Genomic DNA, 14,413 nt, shown 5'->3' on the forward strand with positions numbered 1-14,413 from the left:
AATACGTTATGATACGTTTTTTTCCAACCGTCCCAACTTTCCCGGTTTCCTGGCTATGCGTCATTTCCTGATTTCTGTCCTGTTTTTGAGCCTGGCCGCCGGGTGTTCCAGCGTCAATATCGGCCCCCACCGCATCGATGTGCAGCAGGGCAATGCGCTCGACCAGGATAGCGTCGCCCGCCTGAAGCCCGGCCTCAGCCGTTCCCAAGTCCGCTTCCTGCTGGGAACGCCGCTGGTGGTCGACCCGTTCCGCACCGATCGCTGGGATTATGTGTACATGTATTACAAGGCGGGCAAGCTTGCCGAGCAAAAGCGCATCACGCTGTTTTTCGAGGGTGATACGCTGGTGCGCATGGAAGGCGATGTGCCGCCGGTTGCAACCCCGGTCGAGCCGTCGCCTGCGTCGACCGGGCAAGGCGTCCAGCCTTGACGGTGCGGACCGCGATTGCCGGCGTGTCCGGCCGCATGGGGCGCACGTTGCTCGAAGCGGTGGCGGCCGATGCCGGTTGCGCACTGCATGCGGCCATTGATCGTCCCGGCAGCCCGCTGCTGGGGCAGGACGCAGGCGCTGCCTGGGGTGCGGCCAGCGGGGTGAACGTCACCGACCAGCCCGCCGCCGTTCTGCATGGCGCGCACGTCTTGATCGATTTCACCCGCCCCGAAGCCACCTTCGCTTATCTCGATGCCTGCATGGCGGCCGGCGTGCCGCTGGTGGTCGGCACCACCGGCTTCGATGAAGCCGGCAAGGCACGCATCGCTGCGGCAGCAAAGCGGATTCCCATCGTGTTCACGCCCAACATGAGCGTGGGGGTGAACCTGCTGATGAAGCTGGCCGAACTCGCCGCCCAGGTGTTGCAGGACGGCTACGACATCGAGATCATCGAGGCGCATCACCGCCACAAGGTCGATGCGCCGTCCGGCACTGCGCTGGGCCTGGGCCAGGCCGTGGCTGGTGCCATCGGCCGTGATCTGGCCAGTTGCGCGGTGTACGGGCGCGAGGGCATCACCGGCGAGCGCGACCCCAAAACCATCGGCTTTGCCACCGTGCGCGGCGGCGACATCGTCGGCGACCACACGCTGCTGTTCGCCGGCATCGGCGAGCGCGTCGAACTCACCCACAAGGCCAGCAGCCGCGCCACCTTCGCCCAGGGCGCGCTGCGTGCTGCCAAATGGCTGCAGGGCCGTGCGCCGGGTCTTTACGACATGCGCGACGTGCTGAATCTGAATTAACCGCACCAACCAGGAAACGAACATGAACGCCGTCAAGGTCTACAGTACCGGCACCTGCCCCATCTGCGTCAAGGCCAAGGCCTTTCTCGACAAGCGCGGCATCGGCTATGACGAAGTCCGCATCGATCTCGACCGCGAGGCGATGAAAGAATTCGCCGTTGTCACCAACGGCGCGCGCACCGTTCCGCAGATCGTTGTTGAAGGTACCTGTATCGGCGGCTTCACCGAGCTGACCGAACTCGACATGGACGGCGCGCTGGATCACCTGCAGCCCTGATCCGGGCGGGGAATAGCCCGCTCAAGCGTCGTCGAGCATTGAAGCCGGGCGCTAGTTCGGCTATAATTACGATATTCAAGTTCAGGCGGGTTCGCGCAAGCGGCTCGCCTGAATTTTGTCACCTGCACCACGCTTACTGCCTTGCGGAGTCCTCCTTGTTACGTGCCCAGCCCGCCATCCTTGTTCTAGCTGACGGTTCGGTTTTTCGCGGCCTATCCATCGGCGCCGACGGTGTCACGACCGGTGAGGTGGTGTTCAATACAGCAATGACCGGTTATCAGGAAATCCTCACTGATCCCTCGTATTCGAGTCAGATCGTGACGCTGACCTATCCCCATATCGGCAACACCGGCATCAACCTCGAAGACATCGAGGCGGACCGCATTCATGCCGCCGGCCTGGTGGTGCGCGATGTGCCGCGCCTGCATTCCAATTTCCGTGCCGGATCTTCGCTGGCCGACTATCTCAAACACCAGAACATCGTGGCGATTGCCGACATCGACACGCGGCGGCTGACGCGCATCCTGCGTGAAAAGGGTGCGCAGGGCGGCTGCATCATGGCCGGCGCGGTGGACGAGGCGAACGCGCTCGAGGCTGCGCGCGCATTCCCAGGCCTGGCCGGCATGGACCTGGCCAAGGTGGTGAGCGCGCCGGCGTCTTACGAGTGGAGCGAGACCGAATGGAAGCTCGGGCGCGGCTACGGCCAGCTAACCGAGCCGCGCTTCCATGTGGTGGCCTTCGATTACGGCGTCAAGCGCAACATCCTGCGCATGCTGGCCGAGCGCGGCTGCCGCCTCACCGTGCTGTCTGCCACCGCCACCGCGGCCGAGGCGATGGCGCTGAAGCCGGACGGCATTTTCCTCTCCAACGGCCCCGGTGATCCGGAACCGTGCGATTACGCGATCAAGGCGATCGGTGAGCTGGTCGCCGCAGGCGTGCCGACCTTCGGCATTTGCCTGGGCCATCAGCTGCTGGCGCTCGCCTCGGGCGCCAAGACCGTCAAGATGAAGTTCGGCCACCACGGCGCCAACCATCCGGTCAAGGACCTCGACAGTGGGCGGGTGGCGATCACCAGCCAGAACCACGGCTTCGCGGTGGACCCGGCGACCCTGCCAGCCAACTTGCGCAGCACCCACGTATCGCTGTTCGACGGCTCGCTGCAAGGGATTGCGCGCACCGACGCCCCCGCATTCAGCTTCCAGGGCCACCCGGAAGCCAGCCCCGGCCCGCACGACGTGAGCTATTTGTTCGACCGATTTATCAAGTTGATGGCCGACCATGCCCAAGCGCACTGACCTTAAAAGCATCCTCATCATCGGCGCCGGCCCCATCGTCATCGGGCAGGCGTGTGAGTTCGACTATTCCGGCGCCCAGGCATGCAAGGCGCTGCGCGAGGAGGGCTACAAGGTCATCCTCGTCAACAGCAATCCGGCGACGATCATGACCGACCCGGACATGGCCGATGTCACCTACATCGAGCCGATTTCCTGGCAGGTGGTCGAGAAGATCATCGAGAAGGAACGCCCCGATGCGCTGCTGCCGACCATGGGCGGGCAGACCGCGCTGAACTGTGCGCTCGATCTGGCCAAGCACGGCGTGCTGGAGAAATACGGCGTCGAGATGATCGGCGCGTCGAAAGAGGCCATCGACAAGGCCGAAGACCGCGAAAAATTCAAGACTGCGATGACCAAGATCGGATTGGGCTCCGCGCGCTCGTCGATCGCTCACAGCCTGGAAGAGGCGCTGCAGGTTCAGGCTGCGCTGGGCTTCCCCTCGATCATCCGCCCCTCGTTCACCATGGGCGGCTCGGGTGGTGGCATCGCCTACAACCGCGACGAATTCATCGCTATCTGCGAGCGCGGTCTGGAAGCTTCGCCGACGCACGAGCTCTTGATCGAGGAATCGCTGCTCGGCTGGAAAGAATACGAGATGGAAGTGGTGCGCGACCGCAAGGACAACTGCATCATCATCTGCTCGATCGAGAACTTCGACCCGATGGGCGTGCACACCGGCGACTCCATCACCGTGGCGCCAGCGCAGACGCTGACCGACAAGGAATACCAGATCATGCGCAATGCCTCGCTGGCAGTGCTGCGCGAGATCGGTGTCGAAACCGGTGGCTCCAACGTGCAGTTCTCCATCAACCCCGAAGACGGGCGCATGGTGGTGATCGAGATGAACCCGCGGGTGTCGCGTTCTTCCGCGCTGGCGTCCAAGGCGACTGGATTTCCAATCGCCAAGGTGGCGGCCAAACTGGCGGTCGGCTATACGCTCGACGAGTTGCAGAACGACATCACCGGCGGCGCGACCCCAGCCTCGTTCGAGCCCTCGATCGATTACGTGGTGACCAAAATCCCGCGCTTCGCGTTCGAGAAATTCCCGCAGGCCGACGACCGCCTGACCACGCAGATGAAGTCGGTCGGCGAGGTGATGGCGATCGGCCGTACTTTCCAGGAATCGCTGCAAAAAGCCCTGCGTGGGCTGGAAGTCGGCGCCGACGGTTTCGACCCCAAGACCACCGACCAGGAAGAGATCGAGGCCGAACTGATGTCGCCCGGCCCCGATCGCATCTGGTTTGTCGGCGATGCGTTCCGCGTCGGCATGAGCATGCAGGAAATCCACGCGCTTTCGAAAATCGACCCGTGGTTCCTCGACCAGATCCAGGGTCTGATCGAGATGGAAACCTCGCTGGCCGGACGAGCCTTGATTGACCTCGGGCGCGATGAACTGCGCCAGTTCAAGCGCGCCGGCTTCTCCGACCGCCGCCTGGCCAAGCTTTTGAACACCGACCAGCATGCGGTGCGCGCGCGCCGCAATGAACTGGCGCTGCATCCGGTTTACAAGCGCGTCGACACCTGCGCGGCCGAGTTTTCCACGCAAACCGCCTACATGTACTCGACCTACGAGGAAGAGTGCGAGTCGCATCCGACCGACGCCAAGAAGATCATGGTGCTGGGCGGCGGGCCGAACCGCATCGGCCAGGGCATCGAATTCGACTACTGCTGCGTGCATGCCGCGCTGGCGCTGCGCGAAAACGGCTTCGAGACCATCATGGTCAACTGCAATCCGGAAACCGTTTCGACCGACTATGACACCTCCGACCGGCTGTATTTCGAGCCGCTGACGCTGGAAGACGTGCTCGAAATCGTGCGCATCGAGAAGCCCTGGGGCGTGATCGTGCAGTACGGCGGCCAGACCCCGCTGAAGCTGGCGCGCGACCTGGAACGGAACGGCGTGCCCATCATCGGTACCAGTCCCGACATGATCGATGCGGCCGAAGACCGCGAGCGTTTCCAGCAGATGCTGCACGACCTCGGTCTCAAGCAGCCGCCCAACCGCACCGCGCGCAATCCCGAGAGCGCTATCCGCATGGCCGAGGAAATCGGCTACCCGCTGGTGGTGCGCCCATCCTATGTTTTGGGTGGCCGCGCGATGGAAATCGTGCGCGAGGAATCCGACCTGCGGCGCTACATGACCGAGGCGGTCAAGGTATCGAACAAGTCGCCGGTGCTGCTCGACCGTTTCCTCAACGACGCGATCGAGGTCGATGTCGATGCGCTGTCCGACGGCGAACAGGTGGTGATTGGCGGCATCATGCAGCACATCGAGCAGGCCGGCGTGCATTCGGGCGATTCGGCGTGTTCGCTGCCGCCCTATAGCCTGACGCAGGACGTGCTGGACGAGATGCGCCGCCAGACGGTGGCGATGGCGAAGGCGCTGAAAGTGGTCGGCCTGATGAACGTGCAGTTCGCGATTCAGGGCGGCACCGTGTACGTGCTGGAAGTAAACCCGCGTGCGTCGCGCACCGTGCCCTTCGTGTCCAAGGCCATCGGTGCACCGTTGGCGAAAATTGCCGCCCGCGCGATGGCGGGCATTTCGCTGAAGTCACAGGCGTTCGAAAAAGAGATCATCCCGCCGTATTTCTCGGTCAAGGAAGCGGTGTTCCCGTTCCGCAAGTTTCCCGGCGTCGACACCATCCTCGGCCCGGAAATGAAATCAACCGGTGAAGTCATGGGTGTTGGCGACAATTTTGGCGAAGCCTTCGTCAAGTCGCAGTTGGCGTCGAGCTCCGAACTGCCGAAGCCGGGCGGACGCGCCTTTGTCAGCGTGCGGTCGGGCGACCGTGACGCCATCGTCGAGGTCGCGCAGGCGCTACGCGATCTCGGCTTCAACCTGGTCGCGACGCGCGGCACCGCCCAGGCGATCGAGTCGGCAGGCATTCCGGTGGCCATCGTCAACAAGGTCAAAGAAGGCCGCCCGCACATTGTCGACATGATCAAGAATGGCGACATCGACTTCATCGTCAACGTGGTCGAAGACAAGAAAGCAGTGAAGGATTCCTACGCCATCCGCGCAGAGGCGCTGGCACGTAGGGTGGTGTACTTCACCACCCTGGCCGGTGCGCATGCCGCCTGCATGGGCATGCAGCACGGCGATTCGTTAAAAATATATTCCCTGCAGTCGCTGCATCAGCGTCTGCACTGATCTGAAAAGGCAAGCTAGTGAGCAAATTTCCCATTACTGTCGTGGGCGCAGAAAAGATGCGCGCTGAGTTACAGAATCTGAAGAGCGTGGAGCGCCCCTCTGTCATCCAGGCGATTGCCGAGGCGCGTGCGCAGGGCGACCTGTCGGAAAACGCCGAATACGATGCGGCCAAGGAAAAACAGGGTTTCATCGAAGGCCGCATTGCCAATCTCGAAGGCAAATTGTCGAATGCGCAGATCATCGATCCCAAGACGCTCGATGCAGATGGCCGCATCGTTTTCGGCGCCACGGTTGAACTGGAAGATGTCGGATCGGGTGAGTCCGTCACCTATCAGATCGTCGGCGACGACGAGGCCGATATCAAGCTGGGCATGATTTCCGTGTCGTCACCGATCGCGCGCGCGCTGATCGGAAAGTATGCAGGCGACAGCGTGGACGTTCAGGCGCCAGGTGGCGTGCGTCAGTACGGAGTGCTGGACGTCCAATACAAATAATGCGGCGTTTCTGGGACGGCCTCGCCGGGACGATGCTGGTGCTGTGGATCGGCGGCATCTGGGCGATCGGCTATGTCGCCGCGCCCGTGCTGTTTGCCAGCCTGGGCGACAAGCAGCTGGCCGGGATGCTGGCCGGCAAGTTGTTCGAGGTGATGGCGTGGATTGGCATTGCTGCGGCGATCTATCTGCTGATTTATCGCATCGCGCGTGACGGTAGCGCTGCGCTGAAAACGCTGTTTTTCTGGGCAGTGGTGGTCATGCTGGCCCTGATCCTGATCGGCCTCTTTGGCATCCAACCCATCATGCAGAGCCTGAAGGATCAGGCCATGCCGCACGCGGTGATGCAAAGCGTGTTTGCCGACCGCTTCCGCCACTGGCACGGCGTTTCGAGCATTCTCTACCTGATCCAGAGCGCGCTGGGCTTGTTGCTGGTCTGGCGTTCGGGATTGGCGCGATAAGCCCCGTCAGACGACATTCAGCCCGGCAGGACGATGACGGGCTTGGCGGCAGTGCGATAAATCACCAATACCTTGCCGATTTGCTGCACCGACGCTGCGCCGGTGGCAGTGCAGATTTCATCCAGCCAGGCGCTGCGCGTGTCCGGCTCGTTGCTGGCGGCCTTGACCTTGATCAGTTCGTGCGCGCTCAGCGCCTGGTCGATCTCCTTCAACACGGCAGCCGTCAACCCCTGGTTGCCGATCATGACCACCGGCTGGCGCGTGTGGGCCAGCCCTTTCAAGTATTGCCGTTGTGCGGGCGTGAGTGATTTCATGCTTTTTCCTTAAATCTGAGCGCGGATTGTAGCTGAAAGACGATATGGCGCAGAAACCGAAGCGAACCAAATCGGGCAGTGCCTGGATGCACGAACACGTGACGGATCCCTACGTCAAAAAAGCGCAGCAGGACGGCTATCGCTCGCGCGCCGCTTATAAGCTGCTGGAAATCGACAAGCGCGACCATCTGTTGCGCCCCGGCATGACGGTGGTAGATCTGGGCGCGGCCCCCGGCAGCTGGTGCCAGGTGGCGGTGGAGAAGATGAAGCGGCAGGGCAGGGTGCTGGCGATCGACCTGCTGCCAATGGCGCTCATCGCCGGCGTCGACAGCCTGGAAGGCGACTTTACCGAGCCGGCGGCGCTGGCCTGGCTGGAAGAAAAGTTGCAAAACGGACGGGTTGACCTTGTATTAAGTGACATGGCGCCCAATATCAGTGGAGTGATGCTGTCAGATCAGGCGCGACAGTATGAATTGTGTGAGTTGGCGCTCGAATTTTCTGTGAACTGGTTGAAACCAGACGGCGCTTTTCTCGTCAAAGTATTTCAAGGCGTCGGCTTTGAGGATTTTCGGGCGCAGATGCGGCAGGCATTCGAGCAGGTACAGATCCGCAAGCCCGATGCCTCGCGCGACCGCAGTGCCGAGGTTTATCTGCTGGGGCGTCACCCCGTTGCGACCAAGGCTGCGGCAGAGGAAACTGCCGTGACAAGCCGGCAAGAGTCGGATTAGAATGAGTCTAAACGTGCTGCGCTGGGATTTAACGTGCTGCGCTTGAATTAAATATGCTGCACAAGGAGTAAGTGTGAACAATTTGTCTAAAAACATCGCTGTCTGGCTGATCATCGCCGTCGTCCTGATGACGGTCTTCAACCAGTTCGGCGCGCAGCGCACCGCGCAGACGCAGATGCCGTACTCGCAGTTCATCGAAGAGGTGCGCCAGCAGCAGATCACCAAGGTGGTGATCGAGGGCAACGTGCTGAAGGGCGAGCGCAGCGATGGCCAGCGCTTCACCAGCTATGCGCCAAGCGATCCGTGGATGGTGTCCGACCTGCTGAAAAACAACGTCTCGATCGAAGCCAAGCCGGAAGAGCAGCCGTCGTTCCTGATGAGCCTGCTTATTTCCTGGTTCCCGATGCTGCTGCTGATCGGCGTCTGGATCTTCTTCATGCGCCAGATGCAGGGGGGCGGGAAGGGCGGTGCGTTCTCGTTCGGCAAGAGCCGGGCACGTCTGCTTGACGAAAATACCAACCCGGTGACCTTTGCCGATGTGGCGGGTTGTGACGAGGCCAAGGAAGACGTGGCCGAGTTGGTGGATTTCCTGCGAGATCCGACCCGATTCCAGAAACTGGGTGGCCATATACCGCGCGGCGTGCTGATGGTGGGTCCCCCGGGCACGGGTAAAACGCTGCTGGCGCGCTCGATTTCGGGCGAAGCCAAAGTGCCGTTCTTCAGCATCTCGGGTTCGGATTTCGTCGAAATGTTCGTCGGCGTGGGTGCCGCACGGGTGCGCGACATGTTCGAGCAGGCGAAGAAGAGTTCGCCCTGCATCATCTTCATCGACGAACTTGACGCGGTCGGCCGCCAGCGTGGTGCAGGCCTGGGCGGCGGCAACGACGAACGCGAGCAGACCCTGAACCAGCTGCTGGTGGAAATGGACGGCTTCGAAGCGACCACTGGCGTCATCGTCATCGCGGCGACCAACCGTCCCGACGTGCTCGACCCAGCCCTGCTGCGGCCGGGCCGTTTTGATCGCCAGGTGTTCGTGGGCCTGCCCGACATTCGCGGCCGCGAGCAGATCCTGCTGGTGCACATGCGCAAGGTGCCGGTCGCCCCCGACGTGCGGGCCGATATCCTGGCGCGCGGCACCCCTGGCATGTCCGGCGCCGATCTTGCCAACCTGATCAACGAAGCAGCCCTGTTTGCCGCCCGTGGCAACAAGCGCCTGGTCGATATGGACGATTTCGAGAAGGCCAAGGACAAGATCCTGATGGGTGCCGAGCGCAAGTCCATGGTGATTACGCCCGAGGACAAGAAAAAAACCGCTTACCACGAGTCGGGCCATGCGGTGGTCGGCATGTCCCTGCCAGGGTGCGACCCGGTCCACAAGGTGACCGTGATCCCGCGTGGCAGAGCCTTGGGCGTGACCATGTCGTTGCCCACCATGGACCGTTTCAGCCTGTACAAGGATGAGATGCTGTCGCAGATCAGCATGCTGTTCGGCGGCCGGGTGGCCGAGGAAATTTTCGTTGGCAGTATCTCGACTGGCGCATCGAACGATTTCGAGCGTGCCACCAGCATCGCGCGCGACATGGTGACGCGCTACGGCATGTCAGAAGCCCTGGGGCCGATGGTGTATGGCGAAAACGAGGGCGAGGTGTTCCTGGGGCGTTCGGTGACCACGCACAAGAACATGAGCGAAGCCACCATGCAGAAGATCGACGCCGAAGTTCGCCGCATTCTGGACGAGCAATACGCGGTGGCAAAGAAAATCCTGACAGACAACCGTGACAAGGTCGAAGCAATGACTGCCGCGTTGCTGGAATTCGAAACTATCGATTCCGATCAGATCGGCGACATCATGGCGGGGCGTCCGGTGCGTCAGCCCAAGCCGCTCGCCACCCCGCAGCCTCCGGCAGGCGGCGATGACAAGCCGAGCGCACCGGCGCCGACCACCCAGCCTGTGCAGGAAGGCTGAATGAGGATTCGGGTTCACGCACTACAATAGAGGGGCTTAGGCTCCTCTATTTTTATGTCCTTTCTCCGCGCAGGTCCGCACTGCCTCTCCCTGGCAAGGCCCCTCATCATGGGCATCGTCAACGTCACGCCTGATTCATTTTCGGATGGGGGCCGTCTGGACGATGCGCAGGCGGCGATCCGACACGGTTTCAAGTTGCAGGAAGAAGGCGCCGATATCCTTGACGTGGGTGGGGAATCCACTCGCCCTGGCGCGGCGGCTGTGCCTGCCGACGAGGAAATCCGCCGCGTGTTGCCGGTGATCGAGGCGCTTGCCGGTCGCGGCTGCGTGGTGTCGGTCGACACGATGAAGCCCGCGGTGATGCGGGCGGCGCTCGGTGCCGGCGCGGTCATGGTGAACGATGTGATGGCCTTGCGCGCCTCCGGCGCACTGGAAACGGTGGCAGCGTCCGATGCGGCGGTGTGCCTGATGCATATGCAGGGCGAGCCGCAGCGCATGCAGCAGGCGCCCTGTTACACCGATGTGGTGGAAGATGTGAAGCGGTTTTTGCAGGAGCGCATTGCGGCCTGCGAAGCGGCAGGCATCAGCCGCGAGCGGCTGGTAATCGACCCGGGCTTTGGCTTCGGCAAGACGCTGGAACACAATCTGGCCTTGCTCCGCCACTTGAATCGCCTGGTTGAACTGGGGCTGCCGGTGCTGGCCGGCCTGTCGCGCAAGTTCATGCTGGGCACGCTGACCGGACGCGATGTCGGGGCGCGCGAATTCGCCGGGGTGGCGGCGCATCTGGCTGCCGTGGCGCGCGGCGCGCGGCTGCTCCGGGTACACAATGTAGCGGCCATGCGCGATGCGCTGGTCATCTGGAATGCAGTGGAGGAACAACAGGATGGGACGTAAATATTTCGGTACCGACGGCGTGCGGGGCAGGGTGGGCGAGTCGCCGATCACCCCCGAATTTGTCATGCATCTGGGCTACGCCGCCGGACAGGTGCTGGTGGCCGACCGCGGCAGCCTGCCGCCGAACCAGCATCCGACCGTGCTGATCGGCAAGGACACCCGAATTTCCGGCTACATGCTGGAAGCCGCGCTGGAAGCTGGGCTCACCGCCGCCGGCGTGAACGTGCTGATGACCGGGCCGATGCCGACGCCGGCGGTGGCGTATCTGACGCGTGCCCTGCGCCTGCAGGCCGGGGTGGTGATCTCGGCCTCGCATAATCCGTTCGAGGACAACGGCATCAAATTTTTTTCGGCCAACGGCCAGAAACTGCCCGACAGCGTCGAGGAAGCCATCGAGGCGCGGCTGGACCACCCGATCGTGACGGTCAATGCGCGCCAGCTGGGACGCGCCCGCCGCATGGAGGACGCAGCGGCGCGTTATATCGAGTTTTGCAAGAGCACCTTCCCCAATCAGCTCGACTTGCGGGGGATGCGCATCGTGGTCGATTGCGCCAACGGCGCCACTTACCACATTGCCCCGCACGTGCTGCACGAACTGGGCGCCGAGGTGGTTGCCATTGGCAACGAACCGAATGGCTTCAATATCAACGACGAATGCGGCGCAACCCATACCAAGACACTTTCCGATGCGGTGCGCTCGCATCGCGCGGATCTTGGGATTTCGCTTGATGGCGACGGCGACCGCCTGATGATGGCCGACGCCCATGGACGGATTTACGACGGCGACCAGCTGGTTTATGTCATCGCACGTCACCGAATCCAGACCGGCTACATGAAGGGCGGGGTGGTCGGCACCCTGATGACCAATCTCGGCATGGAGCACGCGCTCGGCCGTATTCATGTCCCGTTCGAGCGCGCCAAGGTGGGCGACCGCTATGTGCTGGAGCGTCTCCATGCCAACGGCTGGACCCTCGGCGGCGAGACCTCCGGACATATTCTGTGCCTGGACAAGCACACCACCGGAGACGGGATTGTCTCAGCGCTGCAGGTGCTGCGCGCGGTCCGGGAGAGCGGTGAAACCCTGGATGAAATGACCGCCGATCTGGCCATTTACCCCCAGGTCATGATCAATGTCCAGGTGGCAAAAGGCTTCAAGGTGGACTCAACGCCGGCAGTCAGTGCGTCGGTGGCGGAAGCCGAGGCGACCTTGAACGGCAACGGGCGGGTTGTCCTGCGTGCGTCCGGCACTGAGCCGTTGATTCGCGTGATGGTGGAGGGGCGCGATGTTGATCAGGTCCGACACACAGCTGAAACAATCGCCTCTGTTGTAAAGATTGCAGCCGCGGCCGGATGATTTCCCGTCCTGAAATATTTCTGTAATATTCGCCCGTTAGTATGGCGACGTCGCCCATGCGGCAACGTCAACTACTACCGGAGATATTTCAAATGCGTACACTCAACAAACTCGCTCAAGGTACCCTGGCTGCGGCCATGGGACTGGCTTTCTCGATCAGCGCGCTGGCCGCGGACATCACGGGCGCGGGTGCAACCTTCCCTTACGCGGTTTACACTAAGTGGGCCGAAGCCTATCAGGTTGCCACCGGCAACAAGGTCAACTACCAGGGGATCGGTTCATCGGGCGGCGTCAAGCAAATCAAGGCCAAGACTGTCGATTTTGGCGGTACGGATGCACCGGTCAAGGAGGCCGACCTGGGTGCGGCAGGCTTGGTTCAGGTGCCGACCGTGATGGGCGGCGTGACCATCGTCATGAACGTTCCCGGTATTGAATCCGGCAAGCTGAAGCTGGACGGCGACACTGCCGCCAACATCTTCCGCGGCGCCATCACCAAGTGGAACGATCCCGCCATCGCCAAGCTGAATCCCGGCGTCACGCTGCCGGACCTGGCCATCACGGTGTCGCATCGTTCCGACGGTTCGGGCACCACCTATGCGTTTAGCAACTACCTGGCCAAGCAGTCGCTGGCTTTCAAGCGTGACGTTGGCGCCGGCAACACAGTGAACTGGCCTTCGAACGCGGTGGGCGGCAAGGGCAACCCGGGTGTCGCGGCCAACGTGCAGAAGATCAAGGGTACGATCGGCTATGTGGATATCGCCGATGCGATGAAGAACAACATGAGCTTCGTGGCGCTGAAGAACCGTGCCGGCAACTATATCGTGCCGAGCCAGGATTCGGTTGCCGACGCGGCTGCCGGTGCCGACTTCAAGGTCAAGGGCATGGCGCCTGACCTGCTGGACCAGTCGCACAAGAACGCCTGGCCCATCACCAGCGCCACCTACATGCTGGCGTATGAAAAGGGCAGCGATGCCGCCAAGCAGAAAGGTATCGTAGACTTCTTTACCTGGTCCCTGAACAACGGTCAGAAAATGGCCGCCGATCTCGGCTTTGTGGCGCTGCCACCCAATGTCGTGAAGATGGTCGAAGCAGAAATGAAGAAAATCAAGTAAGCATCTGTTAACTTGATGGATGCCGGAGGCGGCTTGCCGCCTCCGGCTTTTCTACGAAAACACCTGCCTGTTCCAGCGGGTGCTTCCGCAGATAATAGACGAACCGATAGGCACCCCCCACCGTGAGTGAGCCCAGCGTAACCGCCGGAATCGATCTGCATGCCAGGCAGGTCAGGAAATTCCGCTTGCAGGACCTGCTTTTCCATCGCACTACCCAGTTGTTTGCGTTTGTCGTGCTGGCGGCGCTGGTGGGGATTCTGGTGTCGCTCACCATCGAGGCCTGGCCCAGCCTCAAGGAATTCGGCCCGGCTTTCCTGTGGACCAACATCTGGAGTGTGCCGGATGACAAATTCGGGGCACTGGCCGCGATCTATGGCACGGTGGTGACATCCGTGCTGGCGCTGCTGATTGCGGTGCCGATCAGCTTCGGCATCGCCCTGTTCCTGACCGAAACCTGCCCGGTGTGGTTGCGTCGCCCCTTGGGCACCGCGATTGAATTGCTGGCAGGGATCCCCTCCATTGTCTACGGCATCTGGGGCCTGTTCGTTTTCGTCCCCTTGTTTGCTGAATATATACAACCCCACCTGCAGGATCTGCTGGGTCATGTGCCGGTAATCGGCGGCTGGTTCTCCGGTCCGCCCATCGGGGTGGGCATTTTCGCCGCCAGTATCGTGCTGTCGCTGATGGTGATTCCCTTTATCGCCTCGGTGATGCGCGATGTGTTCGAGACGGTGCCGGACGTACTGAGGGAGTCGGCTTATGCTGTCGGCTGCACCACCTGGGAAGTCGTGCGCAACATTGTCTTGCCCTACACCCGCGTTGGCGTCATCGGCGGCATCATGCTGGGGCTGGGGCGCGCGCTGGGCGAAACCATGGCGGTGACTTTTGTCATCGGCAACGCCAACCGCATCAACGGCAGCCTGTTTGCGCCGGGCACCTCGATTGCCTCGACCCTGGCGAACGAATTTGGCGAGGCCGATCCCGGTCTGCATATCGCTTCCCTGTTCGAGTTGGGCCTTGTGCTGTTCATCCTCACCTTTATCGTGCTGGCGATTTCGCGCTGGTTGATCAGCCGCAGCATGGGATCCGAGGGCCTGTAAA

14 protein-coding genes are annotated in these 14,413 nt (G+C 62.0%); 13 read left to right on the top strand and 1 reads right to left on the bottom strand.

Annotated elements, in window-relative coordinates:
- Positions 1-55: 55 nt before the first annotated feature.
- The 7 genes from ABW22_RS02175 (at position 56) to ABW22_RS02205 (ending at position 6,944) form a co-directional block, all read left to right on the top strand.
- Positions 56-430 (top strand): outer membrane protein assembly factor BamE, encoded by a 375-nt coding sequence (locus tag ABW22_RS02175; protein WP_082708377.1) that lies wholly within the window; start codon positions 56-58, stop codon positions 428-430.
- Positions 427-1,230, top strand: a complete 804-nt coding sequence (gene dapB, locus ABW22_RS02180) for a 4-hydroxy-tetrahydrodipicolinate reductase (RefSeq protein WP_082708378.1) — start codon at positions 427-429, stop codon at positions 1,228-1,230. Before ABW22_RS02175 ends, dapB begins: the two co-directional genes overlap by 4 nt.
- A 22-nt stretch (positions 1,231-1,252) precedes the next feature.
- Complete coding sequence (locus ABW22_RS02185) at positions 1,253-1,507, top strand: glutaredoxin domain-containing protein (RefSeq protein ID WP_059751560.1); 255 nt, start codon at positions 1,253-1,255, stop codon at positions 1,505-1,507.
- Between the two features lie 155 nt (positions 1,508-1,662).
- Entirely contained in the window at positions 1,663-2,802 is a 1,140-nt protein-coding gene (gene carA, locus ABW22_RS02190; RefSeq protein WP_059751562.1) for a glutamine-hydrolyzing carbamoyl-phosphate synthase small subunit, read from the top strand.
- Positions 2,786-5,992 carry a carbamoyl-phosphate synthase large subunit gene (carB, locus tag ABW22_RS02195; protein ID WP_059751564.1) on the top strand — a complete coding sequence of 1,069 codons (3,207 nt, stop codon included), beginning with the start codon at positions 2,786-2,788 and terminating at the stop codon, positions 5,990-5,992. The genes carA and carB overlap by 17 nt, the downstream gene beginning before the upstream one ends.
- A 17-nt stretch (positions 5,993-6,009) precedes the next feature.
- Positions 6,010-6,486: a transcription elongation factor GreA gene (greA, locus tag ABW22_RS02200; RefSeq protein ID WP_082708379.1), complete on the top strand. Its 477-nt coding sequence runs from the start codon at positions 6,010-6,012 to the stop codon at positions 6,484-6,486.
- The gene (locus ABW22_RS02205; protein ID WP_059751567.1) at positions 6,486-6,944 is read left to right on the top strand and encodes a DUF4149 domain-containing protein; all 459 of its coding nucleotides are present in this window, start codon (positions 6,486-6,488) and stop codon (positions 6,942-6,944) included. The genes greA and ABW22_RS02205 overlap by 1 nt, the downstream gene beginning before the upstream one ends.
- 17 nt (positions 6,945-6,961) lie before the next feature.
- Here ABW22_RS02205 and yhbY read toward each other — a convergent pair whose 3' ends face one another.
- The gene (yhbY, locus tag ABW22_RS02210) at positions 6,962-7,258 is read right to left on the bottom strand and encodes a ribosome assembly RNA-binding protein YhbY (protein ID WP_059751569.1); all 297 of its coding nucleotides are present in this window, start codon (positions 7,256-7,258) and stop codon (positions 6,962-6,964) included.
- Positions 7,259-7,302: 44 nt separating this feature from the next.
- Between yhbY and ABW22_RS02215 the strand changes: the two genes are divergently transcribed.
- From ABW22_RS02215 to pstC, 6 genes are all read left to right on the top strand, one after another.
- Positions 7,303-7,986 carry an RlmE family RNA methyltransferase gene (locus tag ABW22_RS02215; RefSeq protein WP_059751571.1) on the top strand — a complete coding sequence of 228 codons (684 nt, stop codon included), beginning with the start codon at positions 7,303-7,305 and terminating at the stop codon, positions 7,984-7,986.
- A gap of 73 nt (positions 7,987-8,059) precedes the next feature.
- Positions 8,060-9,952, top strand: a complete 1,893-nt coding sequence (gene ftsH, locus ABW22_RS02220) for an ATP-dependent zinc metalloprotease FtsH (protein WP_059751573.1) — start codon at positions 8,060-8,062, stop codon at positions 9,950-9,952.
- Between the two features lie 54 nt (positions 9,953-10,006).
- Positions 10,007-10,846, top strand: a complete 840-nt coding sequence (gene folP, locus ABW22_RS02225) for a dihydropteroate synthase (protein ID WP_059751575.1) — start codon at positions 10,007-10,009, stop codon at positions 10,844-10,846.
- Positions 10,836-12,200 (top strand): phosphoglucosamine mutase, encoded by a 1,365-nt coding sequence (glmM, locus tag ABW22_RS02230; RefSeq protein ID WP_059751577.1) that lies wholly within the window; start codon positions 10,836-10,838, stop codon positions 12,198-12,200. The genes folP and glmM overlap by 11 nt, the downstream gene beginning before the upstream one ends.
- Positions 12,201-12,292: 92 nt before the next feature.
- Entirely contained in the window at positions 12,293-13,312 is a 1,020-nt protein-coding gene (gene pstS, locus ABW22_RS02235) for a phosphate ABC transporter substrate-binding protein PstS (RefSeq protein ID WP_059751579.1), read from the top strand.
- Between the two features lie 122 nt (positions 13,313-13,434).
- Positions 13,435-14,412: a phosphate ABC transporter permease subunit PstC gene (gene pstC, locus ABW22_RS02240; protein WP_059751581.1), complete on the top strand. Its 978-nt coding sequence runs from the start codon at positions 13,435-13,437 to the stop codon at positions 14,410-14,412.
- The last annotated feature ends 1 nt before the right edge of the window (position 14,413 follow it).

The organism is Thiobacillus denitrificans, from assembly GCF_001530125.1.
GTDB lineage: Bacteria > Pseudomonadota > Gammaproteobacteria > Burkholderiales > Thiobacillaceae > Thiobacillus > Thiobacillus denitrificans_C.